The sequence below is a fragment of the Membranihabitans marinus genome (assembly GCF_019802045.1).
GTDB classification, from domain to species: domain Bacteria; phylum Bacteroidota; class Bacteroidia; order Chitinophagales; family Saprospiraceae; genus Membranihabitans; species Membranihabitans marinus_A.
On the sequence record NZ_JAHVHU010000015.1, the window covers coordinates 14,424 to 31,291 of the forward strand.

The 16,868-nt window shown below is 45.0% G+C and carries 10 protein-coding genes; 8 read left to right on the plus strand and 2 right to left on the minus strand.

Annotated elements, in window-relative coordinates:
• The first annotated feature begins 10 nt into the window (after window positions 1–10).
• The 4 genes from KUV50_RS15155 (at window position 11) to KUV50_RS15170 (ending at window position 6,894) form a co-directional block, all read left to right on the plus strand.
• Window positions 11–1,090, plus strand: a complete 1,080-nt coding sequence (locus tag KUV50_RS15155; protein WP_222581025.1) for a hypothetical protein — start codon at window positions 11–13, stop codon at window positions 1,088–1,090.
• A 158-nt stretch (window positions 1,091–1,248) separates the two neighbouring features.
• Window positions 1,249–4,194, plus strand: a complete 2,946-nt coding sequence (locus KUV50_RS15160) for an Eco57I restriction-modification methylase domain-containing protein (protein ID WP_222581026.1) — start codon at window positions 1,249–1,251, stop codon at window positions 4,192–4,194.
• A 28-nt stretch (window positions 4,195–4,222) separates the two neighbouring features.
• Entirely contained in the window at window positions 4,223–4,900 is a 678-nt protein-coding gene (locus tag KUV50_RS15165; protein WP_222581027.1) for a TaqI-like C-terminal specificity domain-containing protein, read from the plus strand.
• Window positions 4,901–5,160: 260 nt separating this feature from the next.
• Complete coding sequence (locus KUV50_RS15170) at window positions 5,161–6,894, plus strand: carbon starvation protein A (RefSeq protein WP_222581028.1); 1,734 nt, start codon at window positions 5,161–5,163, stop codon at window positions 6,892–6,894.
• Window positions 6,895–6,910: 16 nt separating this feature from the next.
• On the opposite strand, the gene KUV50_RS15175 is transcribed toward KUV50_RS15170, so the two are convergent.
• Entirely contained in the window at window positions 6,911–9,247 is a 2,337-nt protein-coding gene (locus tag KUV50_RS15175; protein WP_222581029.1) for an alpha/beta hydrolase family protein, read from the minus strand.
• Between the two features lie 557 nt (window positions 9,248–9,804).
• Between KUV50_RS15175 and KUV50_RS15180 the strand changes: the two genes are divergently transcribed.
• The 4 genes from KUV50_RS15180 (at window position 9,805) to KUV50_RS15195 (ending at window position 15,472) form a co-directional block, all read left to right on the plus strand.
• Window positions 9,805–10,746, plus strand: a complete 942-nt coding sequence (locus tag KUV50_RS15180) for a class I SAM-dependent methyltransferase (protein ID WP_222581030.1) — start codon at window positions 9,805–9,807, stop codon at window positions 10,744–10,746.
• A gap of 173 nt (window positions 10,747–10,919) precedes the next feature.
• Window positions 10,920–12,341 (plus strand): sulfatase-like hydrolase/transferase, encoded by a 1,422-nt coding sequence (locus KUV50_RS15185; protein ID WP_261395306.1) that lies wholly within the window; start codon window positions 10,920–10,922, stop codon window positions 12,339–12,341.
• Complete coding sequence (locus tag KUV50_RS15190) at window positions 12,334–13,860, plus strand: sulfatase-like hydrolase/transferase (protein WP_222581032.1); 1,527 nt, start codon at window positions 12,334–12,336, stop codon at window positions 13,858–13,860. Before KUV50_RS15185 ends, KUV50_RS15190 begins: the two co-directional genes overlap by 8 nt.
• Before the next feature lie 130 nt (window positions 13,861–13,990).
• The gene (locus KUV50_RS15195) at window positions 13,991–15,472 is read left to right on the plus strand and encodes a sulfatase (RefSeq protein ID WP_222581033.1); all 1,482 of its coding nucleotides are present in this window, start codon (window positions 13,991–13,993) and stop codon (window positions 15,470–15,472) included.
• Between the two features lie 442 nt (window positions 15,473–15,914).
• On the opposite strand, the gene KUV50_RS15200 is transcribed toward KUV50_RS15195, so the two are convergent.
• Complete coding sequence (locus KUV50_RS15200; protein WP_222581034.1) at window positions 15,915–16,493, minus strand: DJ-1/PfpI family protein; 579 nt, start codon at window positions 16,491–16,493, stop codon at window positions 15,915–15,917.
• Between the last annotated feature and the right edge of the window lie 375 nt (window positions 16,494–16,868).

Below are 16,868 nucleotides of genomic sequence, written 5' to 3' on the forward strand. Positions count from 1 at the left end.
AATAAATGAAATGGCAATCAAGTTTTCCATACTAATCCTATCACTGCGGTTCCTCCTGTTTGGGGACGGAGACCCAAATCACCACCCTATGGCGATGGTAGATGGATGGGATTTATCCGAGGTTTCCTCTGAAGAAATGGCCTTTTCGCTCACGGATGATTCTACCGGGGTGGAATATGAAGTGGTTTTATTGAATGATACCGATGGTTTGCCGGAAGCCTACACCTCCTACGTAACTACCCCTGTGTGCGACGACACCTTATGTGCATTGATGCATATCCGGTTGTATTGGAATCTGTTGGGGAATTACATTGGTTTTGATACGGTTTCAGGATTGCCCCTTACAAAAAATGATCACATCGAATTTCTGGATGAAGATTATAAAAAACTACACCGTCTTTTATTGGATGACCATTCGATCATCAAACGAAAAGAAAAGAAAGACCTCTTTGATGAGGATATCAAAAGGGTATCGGAGGTGGTGGATGCCGTGACGGGGGCAACGGCCAAAGAGATCAAGAAAGTCGTAGTGGACGGTGCGCTCTATTCGTCTTACACCCTCTATCACATTGTACATGGAGGGTTGTCTGATTCCATACGTAGTGATGCAGAACGCAGGTACTCCGCATCACTACAGAATAAGCTGTTGGTCTCTGACCATGCAGATTACCAGCTTTTTGCATTGAAAAAATTAGATAAAACGGACTTTGTCAACCATCGGGACCGAATCATTGAATTAATTCACCGGACGGTTCCATTGAACAGGTTATACCTTATGAAAAAAATGCCTGAAACTATGTGGCAGGATCAGGAGGTGCAGGAGGAGGTTTCGGGTTTTTTTGGAGACTTGGAAGTGAACAGCAAATCTTATTTCCTCAAAAAATTGGAGTCGATGGATCAAATGAGTCCAAAAGCCATTTTGAACCTGGTCAAGCAGATGGAACTGATGAGTCAGAATCAATTGAAAATATTCATGCGAATTCTTAATAATGATAACCTGTCCGATGATGTAGTGCGTACACTGAATGAAAAATTAGAAGACCCGGCATTGATATACGGGTACTTGGTTAAGGAGTTTTTGGAACAGTAGCAAGGGGTTGCAACCCCTTGTTGTTATGTGGGGCTATTTGATTTGGAATCCATGAAATGGTCTGTTATATTTGGTTGGCATTGAAATTAAGTTCAATGTCATCCAAATATTTATGCATAACCATCGCACCAACATCATGATGGTGAAAGAAACTCCAAATGGCCCTATTTCAAAACGCTGTACTCCAAAAATATTTACAAGATCTTAATAACGAAAAGGTGGATGCAGCATGGGAATTATTTCAATCCCATTTTCACAATCCTGAAATACAGGAAAATATACGAAATTCCAAAGAAGAACAATACCAAGAGGGTTTCCTTCGAGATTTGTTTGTCAAGATGTTGGGCTACACCTTAAATCCCACATCAGGATTCAATCTCACGACGGAATTAAAAAACATAAAGGATGCCAAGAAAACAGATGGGGCCATTCTGAAAAATGGTAAAGCAATCGCTGTCATTGAATTAAAAGGTACGGATACCACCGATCTGAGTAAAATCGAAGACCAGGCATTTGGGTACAAAAACAATCAACCGGACTGTACATACGTGATTACGTCCAATTTTGAAAAATTACGATTTTACATCGACAATGCGGTTGAGCATGAAGATTTTAATCTCTTCACATTGACGAGAGAGCGTTTTGACCTACTCTGGTTATGTCTATCTGCAGATTATCTTCTGAAAGACCTGCCCAAGAAAATCAAAGATGAATCACATGCGGAAGAAGAGGAAATCACGAAACAACTTTATAAAGATTACTCCCTTTTCAGAAATGAGATCTTTGAAAACATACAACAAAAAAACCCGGACTACGATAAGCTGACTTTATTCAAAAAGACGCAAAAATTACTGGACCGGTTTTTATTTATCTTTTTTGCAGAAGACCGTTTATTACTGCCTCCCAATTCTATTCGTGAGATTGTCAAGCAATGGACGACGCTTAAAGAGCTCGATGCCTATGTACCCTTATATAACCGGTTTAAAAAGTATTTCAATTACATGAATACCGGGTATAAGGGCAAGACGTATGATATTTTTGCATACAACGGAGGATTGTTTAAAGCCGATGAGGTTTTAGACAACATTGAGATCGACGATAATCTCCTTTTTGAGCACACGAGAATATTAAGTAACTACGACTTTCAGAGTGAAGTGAGTGTAAATATTCTCGGCCACATTTTCGAGCATTCGCTGAACGAGATCGAGGAAATCCAGGCCGAAATCGAAGAAGGAAAGATGCCGGATACGAAAGTTTCCCGTCGCAAAAAGGATGGGGTCTTTTATACGCCCAAATACATCACCAAATACATCGTTGATCACACGGTCAAGACACTTTGTGACGATAAAAAATCGGAACTCGACATACAGGAAGCAGAATATGAGAAAGAGCGAAAAGGTCGTAAAAAGGAAACCATTCATTCGTTAATTGATAAACTGGATACCTACCGGAACTGGCTGCTGGACCTGAAGATCTGTGATCCTGCGTGTGGTAGCGGAGCTTTTCTCAACCAGGCTTTGGAATTTCTGATCACGGAGCACGAATACATCGATGAGCTTCAAAATAAACTGCTTGGAAATTTTATTCCATTCACGAACATCGAAAACTCCATATTGGAAAAGAACCTGTATGGTGTTGATATCAACGAAGAATCCGTAGAAATTGCTAAATTATCTCTGTGGCTGCGAACGGCTGAAAAGGGCCGAAAACTTACTTCGCTGAATGATAATATAAAATGCGGGAATTCGCTGATCGATGATCCCGAGGTGGCCGGCGACAAGGCGTTTAATTGGTACGAGTCGTTTCCGCAGGTGTTTGAACCAAAGGAGAAAAGTGCATATCATATCACTTGGGCTACGCACAACTCAAGGACCTCACAGCGTATGATTGATTACAATGTGAAGAAAGGAGAGGCCGTGTGGCTGGATGAGGAAGAAGAGGTAGTGATCACTGAAACGATATTGGACATTATAGAATCCGATCATCTGAATGTGATGGCGTACAATATATGTGGCGATCACGTTCACACACTCTTGGTCTGTGAAGAGGAAGCGTTACCGAATATTATCCGTAAACTGAAGGGTAAATCCTCGCAAAAACTCAAAGAATACCACAAGATACCCAGAGAAGAAAAATTCACGCTGTGGACTCAGAAATATAGTACAACATATATCAAGTCGGAGGAGGAGTTGTGGCATGCCGTAGATTATATAAAAACCAACCGGGAAAAACATAGCCTCCCACGTAACAAGGGGTTGCAACCCCTTGTTGCATCCGAGGTCATGAATCAACCCATTGAACATGCCTTCCGATCAGAATACAAAGGTGGATTCGATGTAGTGATCGGGAATCCGCCGTATGTAAAATTAGAGACCATCAAAGAAATGTCTCAACAGGTGGAGGGAGCTGGTTATGCTACTTTTGACAAGCGTGGAGACTTGTACGTTTTGTATGTCGAGAAGGGATTTGATATTCTGAGGCTTCAAGGACGTATATCTTTTATCATGCCCAATAAGTGGTTGCAGGCCGGATATGGAAAGCCACTACGTCAATACTTTCTAACTCAGAGATTGGAAAGTTTGGTCGATTTTGGAGACATCCAGATATTTCAGGGAGCCACTACCTATCCGCTTATTTTTACTGCTCACAAAGATAAGCCACAGGAAACCATTGATGTGGCCATTTTGGATTCTGTGAGTGCTAAAGATTTTAAAACCAATGTGGCGGTGAATAAGGAAACATTTTCTTTGAGTGAATTTGATGAAGACACCTGGGTCATTTCATCCGTAAAAGACAAAAATCTGCTAAAAAGGTTGAATGAGCAATTCAAGAATTTAAATGATTGCGTAGAAGGAAAAGCAAACTATGGAATTAAAACCGGGCTTACAAAAGCATTTTTAATTGATGGAAAAACAAAGAATTCAATTATTTCAAGGGGTTCTAACGCAGAAAATCATTTATTTCCATTTCTTCAAGGTCGTGACATAGAGCGATACTCTTTCCCTAAAACGGATAATATGCTGATTCTTTTTGAGAAGGGTTTTACGAAATTTGCAATAGGTGAAGAAAGGAATGAATTAAAGGCTTGGAATTGGTTTAACTAATACTTATCCTTCAATCGCCGATTGGTTATTGCCGTTCGAACAAAAGGCAAAAAAACGGACTGATAAAGGAGATTACTGGTGGGAATTGCGTGCTTGTGATTATTATTCGGAGTTTTCCAAACCCAAAATAATGTATCAAACATTTCAGGTGAAACCATGCTTCATATACGATACGAAAGGATTGTATCGCAATAACTCCATGTGGATCATACCTACGGACCGAATAGGGCTGACTGGCGTATTAAATTCCAAAATGGGTTGGTGGTTGATCACGAAGTATTGCACTCAGATTCAGAATGGATACCAGTTGATTTGGAAATATTTCGGACAAATACCCATTCCTCCCATCGGCAAAGAACTGGATGAGTTGGTTCGTTTGATTATTGGACTAACTAAAGACCTGGCAGATGTGAAACTGAACTTAAGCAATTTGTTATCATCAAAATTTGACTTTAAAAAGATCAGTCGGAAGCTCCAAAACTGGCACGAACTGACCTTTGGTGAATTCCTCAAGGAGCTCAAGAAAAAGAAGGTGAAGCTATCTCTGTCGGAAGAAGCGGAGTGGATGGATTATTTTAGTAATCAAAAGGAAAAAGCACAGTCCATCCAGACAGAGATTGATCGAGTGGACCGGGAGATAGATGCCATGGTATACCAATTGTATGGATTGACGGAGGAGGAGATCGCTCTGGTGGAAGACGCGTAACTAGGGATTGGCAGGGAGTGTAACAAGGGGTTGGAACCCCTTGTGTTGGAACCCCTTGTGTGGGAGCTCCTTGCGTTGGCACCCTGTGAGACAATAATTATGTTCATTTCTTGGTGCTGTCAATTCATTTTGTCAAATTAACTTGTATTATTGTATCGGTGTTTTGAATTTTTAATTGTGGTGTATGATGTTCATTTCGGTACTATACTGCAATCTTACAAGCACATACCATTAATAGTTAACGTTAACAAACCTCATTCATGAATAGCATCTGGCTGGCGATAGCATCCCTGGGTATTTTTTTTCTGGGTTTTCGATTTTACTCCGCTTTTATTGCGAAGCGAATCTTCAAACTGGATCCAAATTATAAAACGCCCGCTCACACTTACGAAGACGGCAGAGATTACGTCCCCACCAACAAATGGATCGTCTTGGGGCACCATTTTACATCCGTGGCAGGAGCGGCACCCATTGTGGGCCCGGCGATTGCTATTTATTGGGGCTGGTTGCCGGCAATCTTATGGGTAGCACTGGGAACGGTTTTTGCGGCTGGAGTTCATGATTTTGGAACCATCGTACTTTCGCTACGAAACAAAGGCCATTCCATTGGGACGCTGGCAGACCGCTTGATTGGAAAACGCGCCAAAATTCTATTTCTCTTTATTATCTTGATCCTCGTGCTAATGATCAATGCGGTGTTTGCCTGGGTCATCTCCAATCTGTTCATCTCCTTCCCGGCGAGTGTACTTTCCATATTTATCCAGATCCCACTGGCGATATGGATTGGGTATTATACCTATAAGCGCCAAGGGAACATCATTATTCCCAGCATTCTGGTCTTGATTGTGATGTATGGCACGGCTGTACTCGCTTCGTATGTCCCGGCATTACAAATAGACTTGGTCAATATGTTTGGCGGGGAAGATCATACTGTGATGATGGGGCTGAATGGAGTATCGATGGCTTTTTTGGTTTGGATTATTATATTGATGGTGTACGTATACATTGCATCGGTTCTTCCGGTCTGGAAATTGCTCCAGCCCCGAGATTTCATTAATGCACAGCAACTGATACTGGGTTTGATAATTTTATATTTGGGACTGTTTGTAATGGCACCGATGGTGACCGCACCGATGACCAATGTAGAGGCAACCGATGTTTCCTGGTTCCCCCTCCTGTTTATTACCATTGCTTGCGGGGCCGTATCCGGTTTTCATGGCCTGGTCGGTTCAGGTACCACTTCCAAGCAAATCGATAAAGAACCCGATGCGCGTTTTGTTGGGTATTTGGGCGCGATCGGCGAAGGAGCATTGGCGATCATCACGATCCTGGCTATTGGAACGTACTTTTCAGGCGGGGATGGATTTGCGGCGACATATTCTTCATTTTCAGCAGCAGGATCGAGTGGTCTGAATACGTTTATCCAGGGCGCCGGACAGTTGGCGACCGGGGTCGGAATTCCGGCTCATGTAGCCCGGACGATTATTGCTGTGATCGTGGTGAGTTTTGCTGCGACCACATTGGATAGTTCGGTTCGACTCATGCGGTATATCATTGCTGAACTTGGTGTGACGTATAAAATCAAACCCCTGACCCGGGTTCATGTGGCCACTTCCATCGCGGTTATTTTAAGTGCGCTCTTGGTACTGGGGCCCAAAGGACCCAAAGGACTGGGTTCCGGTGGTTATCTGTTGTGGCCGCTTTTTGGGACGGCGAATCAATTGTTGGCCGGGATCAGTTTTATGCTCATTACCATATGGCTCAAGCGGAAAGGGCGGCCTATTATCTATACCGTGCTCCCGATGGTGTTCTTGCTGGTGATGACCTTGTGGGGTATGGCGGAACAAGTGATTTTTCAATGGTCCGGATACGGTGGCGGTGAGGCCAATCTGTTGCTATTTAGCTTTGGGGCGATCATTCTGGGATTTGCGTGTTGGATTCTGGTCGAATCAGCCAGTATTATATTGAAAACAAAACCAGAGGTGGAAGGGTGATACAACAGATAGCGATTTATTCATTTAGCCGGGCTTCCAACCAGGCGATTATTTTGCTGTTTATCTCATCACTCCATCGACTATAGTCTTTCGGTGCATAGAATTGCAAGTGGTCCTGTGCGCCGAAGAGATCGTAAATTTTAGTCACCTCACCCATGCATTTTTCCACATCCGAAAAGGCGGCGTATTGATCCCACGTCGGAGCAATGACAAATAGTGGCCGTGGTGCAATGCTCGCAAGGATTTCATGGAAGTCGTAAGGAATCCGGGCCTCTTCTCCTATGAAAAATCCCAAACGGGGCTGTAAGCCATGAAGGTGCGAATACTTGTAGATGCCTTCAGCGGTTTTCCCTACTGTATCTGTTCGCATTGGCGTAAAGCCCCCAACGGAAATGACCCCTGCTATTCGTTTGTCCAGCGCGGCACTGTATAGTCCGACCGTTCCTCCCAGAGAATACCCGGCAGCATAGATTTGATTGGCATCAATAAAATCCAGTTGTGCAAGTGCATCCACACTCCATCGAACATCGGCAACCATACGACCCAGCTTGGACCAGTTTGGAAACCGTTCGTAAAACAGCCGACCTTCTTCTACCCTGGTTCCAAAACCAATTTGGTCATAGATGAATACCGCGAAGCCTTCATTGACAAATTCTCTGATCACCCGGCCCACTTTCGCTGAACCGGTGGAATAGGCGAATTCATGCAGGTAGATGATTACGGGAATCTTTTTACTAGTGACCTCACTTTTTTTATCCGATGGATAATACAGCTGTCCAAAAAGAAATGGTTTGCTGTCTATTCCAGTCCCTAGTTTGGGGAACCCGATGGCATCACGTAGATAATCCGGCTGCTCCCCGGGACCGAGGGAGGGTGGTTCCTGGCCCAGGCCCCAGCGAATTTGCTTTTTGATTTCGGCTGCTTTTGTATTCCAGGATGACGTGTCTGTAATGGGTTTATTATTCGAATCTAAAAGCAGATCGTCGATGCCCTTTTGTGGGAAGCTCAGGGGGTCGATCATTTCATCACTGAGTCCCAGCCATTTGGAAAAGGTGTAATCGTAGAAGAGCTTATTTTCAGACTTAATATCCCCCCGATCGAAAACGTAATCGAAGAAATCAATATATCGTTCCATATCCCGGGCAGAAGGAGCATGGAGCCCGTTGCGTAAGTCAATGGCAATATGATTTTCTGCGCCCAAAAATTTATAAGCTTCCTTTGCCGAAAGATAGGCCTGTTCAATGCCCCATGGATTCCCGGCCGACTCAAAGGCCGATGAAGTTAGCATCAGACCACGCGGTGCGACCAATGCCATCAAAGAATTCATATCTACGGGTAATTTATTTTCACGTCCGACAAAAAACCGGAGTCGGGGATGCAACCAATGGGGACGGTACCGTGTGAGTAATTCCACCGTCTCGCTATTGTACGGAGCCATGGTATACCGGAATGGGTTTTCACCGCCCGTGCCCCCACTAATGGGGACGACTGCTTTGATCCGGTTGTCATAAGCAGCTGCCCAAAGAGCCATCTTCCCATTTCTCGACAATCCGGTGAGGGCAATTTGATCGGTGTGAACATTCTCGAGGGTATAAAGATAATCAATAGCTCTTGAGGCTGCCCAACCCCAACGCATGATGGTGCTAAAATCAAACTCCGGCCACCACAGGGCTTCATATTTTTCACTGTCATCGGGAAAACCATACTTGGGGTCTGTGGCTGTAAACCGGCACCCGATGTAGCCTCTACGTACAGCGGCCTGCACCCAATCCTCCCGCTCTTTTTTCCATGGACAAATAAACACCGGGAAGGGGCCGTCGCCCGGCGGAATAATCAAGTTGACGTGCAACTGTGCCTGGTGTTTAGGTCCAAACTTTAGTAGAACGGTCCTTTCGGTGAGTTCGCCGCGTTTTTTCTCGCTCAGCATTTCAATCTGCAGATTGTCAGGAGGCGGGGGTACCGTCCCGGTGATCCAGTGCTGGGCTTGATCCGTCATCCATGTCCGCTTTTTTTGCCACTGTGCCATGGTCGTCACCGGAATGTTTTTTCCACCTTCATCGAGGATCAACGGATTGGGAAGAAAAGGGAGTGTGGGTAATTTATCAAAATCAGGTGGAAGTTCACCCGTCCGTTTCAACCAAGCGCCCCAGGTCACATCTTCGGGAGAAACATGAGGCGGTGGTGTTCCGGGCAACTGGTCATTCGGTCCCCGGGTTCGATCTTCCGGCAGAACTTTTAATAATTGTTGCAGATAGTCTTCCCGGGACATGCCCTCCTGGCCAATAATCGGGACCGTACAAATTCCCAAAAGTACAAGTGTTCGTATGAAAAGTAGACTGAGGTACCTGGTCATGGGTGGTGTTTTAAGATGAACTTCGCTGGAGAAACATCTAAATAACAAAAATTAATTTGATATTTACGGTGTAGATATTATGTTACGTTTTAACCCAAGAATTCTAAAATCCTGCTCGTTTTGTAAGGAATTGTGAAGCAGTAGGTTATATAATTAAAATAGAAGATATTATTTTTTCAGCTCAAACAATGAAGATGTTTCTCACAAATTTCAATTTTTTTTTTAATTCATATAAAACATTCAATATCATCTTCCTTAGGCAAAAGTCCGCCTTGCGGGCGACAGCCATAGCCAGGGTCGTGAGACCCTGAAAATGTGATCGGATTTGTTTGAGTCTTGTAGGGACGACATATAAACCTATCGTCTCGATGGGACTCCATGTTTATTCAAACAAATCCTGGGTTTGACAATCCAGACTATGATCTATCGTCCCAAAGGGACTTCACTACACAGCCAGTTGTATTTATGTTCAAATACATTTTGTTGGAATTTTAAGAATTAGGATATTTTTATGACAACATACGTAATACCATGCCACACCCGATATTTTAAGCTCTATGGAAAATGAACAACCAGGAAACGGCAATACCTTCATGATGATCTTGGATTCGATGTTTGTACATCCCAAAACGCTTAAACGGATTCCGATAGACCGGAAAAAGGAGGAAGTGTTCCTGGAGTCAGATGACCGGTATAAAGCTGGCCTGATCGATGGTGTTCCGTTTCTGCTGCCGCGCAACTCCTCCGCTTTAAAGTCTTCCAAGCTTCATGAAGATATGGGGTCAAGCTTTGACTACCAGGATCATTACCAGAAAGATGCTGAGGTATTTAATTATTTCCAGGAATTCTCAAGCAGAGTGGATCAGGAAGAACGAAATCGGCTGGATCAGATGATCCTGAGTAAAATCCCCGAAGATGCGGCTTCCATCCTCGATGTGGGCTGTGGAAGTGGTTGGTTGGCCAAAGCGAAGGCACACGGGGATACGACCGTGATATCTATGGACATCTCTTCGCGGAATCCGGTAGAAGCGCTCAGGCAGCACCCCCATCCCAATCATGAGGCATTGATCGCTGATGTGTATCATTTACCGCTGGAAGAAAGTTCGATCGACTGTATCGTGGCTTCTGAGATCATGGAGCACGTGCCGGATCCGGCAATGTTTGTTGAGAAGTTATTGTTTGTACTCAAACCAGGTGGTAAGCTGATCATCACGACCCCGTATGACGAGCAAATTCAGTATCATCTGTGTGTCCATTGCAATCATCCGACGCCAGCTCATGCGCATTTGCATTCGTTCAATGAAAATAATATAATTAAGCTGATTCCATCCAATGTTCAGTCCTGGAACTGGACTGCTTTTTCCCATGAATACTTGTCCAAGAGCCGATTTTATGTACTGATCAAAGGCCTGTCTTTTGGTGGTTGGAAATGGATTGATTCGAAAGCTAATAAAGTGTGGCGACGACCGATGCGATTGATGATGGAGGTTCTGAAATGAAGGACTACTTCTTTGTTAATTTCAGGGACTACTCTGCCAATATGAGGATTCCTTTCTGTAATGCTTTGCGTGAATTAACCTTTTTACTATCTTGGAGAACGTTAACGAGGGTGGTTATACTTCATTTCATTGATAATAAATGAGCATTTTTACCTCATTTCTACATTCAACCGATGCCAACGAATATCAGATATTTTGCTATACTAATTCTTATTTGGCCTTACCTTAGTGCGTGGTCACAGGAGCCATCTACCAGACCTAATATCATTATTTTCATGACCGATGATCAGGGCTATGCCGATGTCGGCTTCAATGGGAATGATAAAATCATTACCCCCGAACTAGATCAGTTGGCGGCCCATAGCATGGTGTTTGACCGGTGTTATACGGCACCGGTTTGTTCACCCACCCGCGCCGGTTTACTGACCGGACGTTATCCCACCCGGGCGGGCGTGTTTTATTGGGGGCATGCCCTCCGGCCACAAGAACAGACCATGGCTGAAATCTTGAAAAAGGAGGGATATCAAACGGCTTTTTTTGGAAAATGGCACCTCGGGTCAATTCGGAAGGATCAACCAACCAATCCCGGGGCCCAGGGCTTTGACACCTGGTACGCCGCAGCGAACTTTTACGAAAATGATCCCTGGATGAGCCACAATGGCCAGCCGGTTCATCTCCAAGGAGAAAGTTCGATGGTGACCGTGGATCTGGCCATGGAGTACATCAATGAAGCTTCCAAAAGAGATGCGCCTTTTCTGGTTTTTATCTGGACAGGCGCTCCACATATTCCTCATGAAGCAAGTGATGAATTGAAAAGCCTTTATCCTGGGGAACCGGATGATATGAAGAATTATATGGGTGAGATCACAGGCATCGACCGATCGATCGGCGCGCTGAAATCAGGACTTGAAAAACTGAAAATTGATAAAGAAACCGTTTTGTGGTTTTCCAGTGACAATGGGGGCCGCCTGCCCCACGCCAACAATGGTCATTTGCGAAGCCACAAAGGCACGCTTTATGAAGGTGGTATTCGCGTACCGGCGTTTATGTATTGGCCGGGACATATCGATCCTGGAACGACAGAGGTGCCGGTCAGTACCATTGATCTTCTCCCCACCGTCCTTGATATTGCGGGCATCTCGTCATCTGTCCTGGAGCACCCTGTGGACGGTATGAATATGATGCCTGCAGTGCGTAGCCGAACCGATCAACGTGAAAACCCGCTCGGTTTTTGGGTGTATCCGGAGATCAAAGGGCACAGTGTGAGAAGTGATCAGATCATTAGCGATTACAATGATATTTTGCAAGGGAAAGGTGATCGCAATACTATAAACGATGGTCTATTAAATTTACCCGAACAGGATTATTCCGGCTTGGATCATTATCCTTATTCGGGCACTTCGGTGTGGATCGATGGTCAGTGGAAATTGATCCAAACGGCGGAAGGTTATGAATTGTATAACCTGGAGGAGGACCCGTCGGAATCAAATAATCTGGCCGAATCGGAAAAAAGTCAAAAAAACCGAATGAAGAAAGCGCTTCGGAAATGGCAGAAGTCGGTGGTTGCAAGCATAAAGGGACAGGATTATGAATAAGGTAAAAATTCTGAAATGGTACAAAACAACCTGCATGGGGAGAAGCTGGGCCGGTGCCTTAAGTCAGATTTGTTTTTTAGGTGTAAGACGATGCTTTAACAGTCTAATGAAACAAAACCTCAATGGACATCGAACGAAGTACGTTCTATTATTTCTCACTTTTCTATTTATGCTTCCGTCTCTTCATTCGCAAAAGACCCCCAATATCTTGATCATTACGGTAGATAATGTAGGGTACGGTGATTTTTCTTTTTACAATGAAGACTCACCCATTTTGACACCCCATTTGGAACAACTGGCGGGCCAGAGCACTCGACTGACGAATTTTTATACTGCATCCCCGACCTGTACGGTTTCCAGAGCATCTCTTTTGACCGGCCGGATTCCGCAGCGACATAAAACAACCAAACAACTGGTCGGATTGGCTGGGAACTATGGCATTGGACTCCGACAGTCTGAGGTGCTGATACCTGAGATGCTCAAGAATGCACCAACACCCTTTGCCACCGGCGCCTTTGGAAAATGGAATATTGGTTTTGCTCCGGGATCGCGCCCCACCGAAAGGGGGTTTGATGAATACCTGGGCATTGCATCGGGGAATGTGGATCACTTTACGCATGTATATGCGGGGAAGAAAGATCTGTATCATAATACGGAATCGATCAATCGAACGGGAGTATACAGCACCGATCTGTTTGCCGACGCAGCGATTGATTTTATAGAAGAAAAGACCGAAATGGATGCGCCGTGGTTTGTTTACCTGCCCTTCGATGCACCGCACCATCCGGGTGCGCGCAATATTGATCCTGATGCGGAAAACATCTGGCAGGCACCGGATTATGCATTTGAACCTTATGGTCTTTCGCCGGATGAAAAGGATCCCAGGAAGCGGTTCAATGCTGTGGTTACTGCTATTGACCTTGCGATCGGTCGGTTGATGGAAAAATTGGAAGAACTGAATATCGCTGAGAATACCTTCGTTTTCTTTTATTCTGATAATGGCGCCTTTTACCCGTATATAGAAAGCGGCATCCAGACCAATGCACCCTTTAAAGGTGCGGGCGTCACGCTTTGGGAGGGTGGTATCCGCGTGCCGGCATTGGCGCGATGGCCAGATCGAATACCTGCAGGAACAACACTGGATACGCGTTTGTGGTCGCTGGATGTCTTTCCTGCTTGTGCGAAACTGGCTGGAGCGTCACTGCCGGAGGATCGGTTTATTGACGGAAAGAATATGATACCCAATCTGACCGGAGAAAATCCATATTCTCCGCATGAAACCCTCTTTTTTCAGTATCGAAACTTCGATGCTCTTATTTGGGGCGACTGGAAAGTCATCCGCGAATCAAACGAAGAAGCTTGGCAGCTGTATAATCTGAAAAATGATATTACTGAATCTGTCAATCAGGCAGAGACCAGACCAGATTTGGTGCAAAAACTAAGTGCATCTTTTGCATTGCAGAAACAAGAAATAGACCATTATCTGGAAATCGAATACTTATTCCAAAATACAAAATAGAGGGGCAACAGTCGCTCTTTGGCGAAATACCAGCGGACTGCAAGACCTTAGATCATTAAAACAATAAGCAACAAATATGACTCAAGAATTCATTCGATGTACTAAGCAGAGAAGCCAACCTTGTCCGTCAGTGAAATATAGGTTTTTTTTATTGGGGCTTCTTCTAATCTGGTGTACAGTAAATGGGACGTCCCAGGAACAGGAAAAGCTCAATGTTCTTTTTATGATCTCGGATGATCTCACAGCAACAGCTGTATCGAGCTATGAGAATCCGGCGTGTGCTACGCCAAATATTGACCGGCTGGCTTCGGAAGGAACCCGATTTACCAGAGCGTACTGTCAATACCCCGTTTGCGGCCCTTCCCGGGCGTCTCTTATGTTTGGTTATTACCCCAATGCGACGACAACCTATGGATATGAAAGCGGTCGAGAGAATGTCGGTGCCGACCATCAATCCTGGTCGCAGCTGTTCAAAGACAATGGGTATTATACGGCCCGGGTCGGCAAGATTTTTCACATGGGGTCGGTGGATATTATGAAAGGACGAAACGGAAAGGATGATCCGGCTTCGTGGACCGAGCGCTATAATAGTCCGGCGCCGGAAGTTCATGCGGAGGGGGAAGGCGAATTGGTTCAGCGCAATCCCTACGGATTGCGTCCCGTGCTTCAGGATACCAGCCGCAATGGCGGAAACCTTATGAATATTGTCAGAACCGTGGAAGATGAGGAGCATACCGATGCTGAGACAGCTGACAAAGTCACCGCACTCTTGCGGGAACATAAAGACGAACCATTTTTTATTGCCGCTGGATTCTTTCGCCCACACGTTCCTTTTGTAGCGCCAAAGTCTTTTTTTGAGCCCTATCCCCATGAACAAATGGTGTTGCCTCCGCAAGTGGTCAATGATTGGGATGATATCCCGGAACAGGGGATCAATTATGTCAATAGTGTGAATGGCCAAATGTCGAAAGAGCAGGAGAAAAAAGCGGTGGCTGCGTATTATGCGTCGACATCTTTCCTCGATGCGCAGGTGGGAAAAGTGCTGGAGACGCTTCGGCAGGAAGGCTTGGAAGACAATACCATCGTTATTTTCACCTCTGATCATGGTTTTCATCTGGGGGAACACCGGTTTTGGATGAAAGTCAGTTTGCTGGAAGAATCAGTACGGGTACCGATGATCATCAAGGTGCCGGGGAAGGAACCGGCGGTATGCCATTCGTTTGCAGAGCTTATCGATTTGTATCCGACTGTTTCGGAGTTGGCGGGCTTGGACCCGCCTGAAGATATTCAGGGTAAAAGCTTGGCAGGAATGATCGATAACCCGGAAAAGGAAGTCCGGGATTTTGCTTTTTCAGTTTCGAAGCGATTTGGTCGAATGGGGTATCTCATTCGTACGGATCGTTGGGCCTATATCCAATATGGCGACCAGGCCGAAGGGGGCATGGAATTGTATAATATGATTTACGATCCCGGTCAGTTCAACAATCTGGCGAATCACCCGAGGTATCAGAAGGTGGTTGCTGAGATGAAGGTTCGGCTCAGGAATAAACTGGCCGAAGTCCGAGATAATGATTTGCGGATCACGTATGATCAGGGGAAGGCAAAACCTTAGTGCTCCGTTTCATAAGTTCGTCCTGGTGTATCCAGCCGCGCAAATTTTGTTCCATGCAATCGCATAGGGTTGCTGGAAGTTCGTATGTTGACCACTTCTGACATACAGCGTGAGAAAGTAGCAGGAGCTTCCAGCTTCGGACCTGTATAGTGTCCGAATTAGTGGCTTCATGGGAGTGTTTTGCCCCGTTCCGCCAGCGTATGTGTTTATCGTCTCAGTTCCCCGCTCCAGCTCAGTTTGTGCACAAATAGTTTTTATAAAATCCCACATTATCAATTAGTGTCAGAGCAGTTCCCAACGGTGTGTGGGATGACTTCCCGGGAGTAGTGTAAGTCAAGTAACTACCCGGCTCTGAACACAGGAGTCTTTTCAGTAGCTGCATTCATGTACCGACTAAACCGATGCTTGTGCTGCAGTGATTATGCAATTAAAGCTACCGCGCTTATGATTGCTTAAACTCCATCCCCATCACCTTCAGGAATTCCCGCATAAAAGCTGCATGAGCCGGCCAGGCCGGTGAAGTAACCAGCTTTCCGTCCACGACCACATCATCGACGGGAACAGACTTGAAGTGACCTCCTGCGATGGTGACTTCTGGTCCGACTGCCGGATAAGCCGTCAGAGTACGATCTTTGACCACCCCGGCTGCAGTAAGAATCTGGATGCCATGACAAATGGCCGCAACCGGTTTGTCCTTTTCGAAAAAGTGGCGTACCATATCCAGGACCTCTTCATTGAGTCGCAGATATTCAGGTGCACGGCCACCTGCGATGACGATCCCGTCATAATCGGTGAGATTTACATCGTCAAAGCTGTAGTTTAACTCAAATTCATGGCCCGGTTTTTCGCTATAGGTCTGATCGCCCAGGAAGTCGTGGATGGCTGTTTTTACGGTCTCTCCTTTTTTCTTGTCCGGGCAAACTGCATGAACGGTATAGCCGACCATTTCAAGCATCTGGAAGGGAACCATCGTTTCATAATCTTCTGCGTAATCGCCGGTGAGAAATAAAATCTTTTTCATGTTTATCTTGGTTTTTTTATCTGTTGACCCTATTGGTATAGAGGCCTTTATAAAATCATCAACAAGCAAGGGTGGTGCTTTTGTTCAATTTCTGGTCAAGAAAGATGGTGAATCCTGTAAACTAAGAATTATGGCGCTTATTTTGTGGAAACGTTAAACTGGACTCGGCCTCCATTTTTGTGTAATACCATCTGTATTTGATAATGCCGGATAAGGTTTTGTAAATATTCAAAGATTGTCGAGGAAAAAAACGGAGGTATAGCTGGAGTTGCACCGAGCATTTTTGATGAAGAGAATCGAAAATTATTTCGGAATATATGCGGCAATTATGAATTCAAATGGTATAAGGTACAGCACTGTTTAAAGATTGCACAG

Bases quoted from the DNA above. Each gene is read 5' to 3' on its own strand.
- KUV50_RS15155 (WP_222581025.1), top strand. From the start codon at position 11: ATGGCAATCAAGTTTTCCATACTAATCCTATCACTGCGGTTCCTCCTG.
- KUV50_RS15160 (WP_222581026.1), top strand. From the start codon at position 1,249: ATGGCCCTATTTCAAAACGCTGTACTCCAAAAATATTTACAAGATCTT.
- KUV50_RS15170 (WP_222581028.1), top strand. From the start codon at position 5,161: ATGAATAGCATCTGGCTGGCGATAGCATCCCTGGGTATTTTTTTTCTG.
- KUV50_RS15175 (WP_222581029.1), bottom strand. From the start codon at position 9,247: ATGACCAGGTACCTCAGTCTACTTTTCATACGAACACTTGTACTTTTG.
- KUV50_RS15180 (WP_222581030.1), top strand. From the start codon at position 9,805: ATGGAAAATGAACAACCAGGAAACGGCAATACCTTCATGATGATCTTG.
- KUV50_RS15185 (WP_261395306.1), top strand. From the start codon at position 10,920: ATGCCAACGAATATCAGATATTTTGCTATACTAATTCTTATTTGGCCT.
- KUV50_RS15190 (WP_222581032.1), top strand. From the start codon at position 12,334: ATGAATAAGGTAAAAATTCTGAAATGGTACAAAACAACCTGCATGGGG.
- KUV50_RS15200 (WP_222581034.1), bottom strand. From the start codon at position 16,493: ATGAAAAAGATTTTATTTCTCACCGGCGATTACGCAGAAGATTATGAA.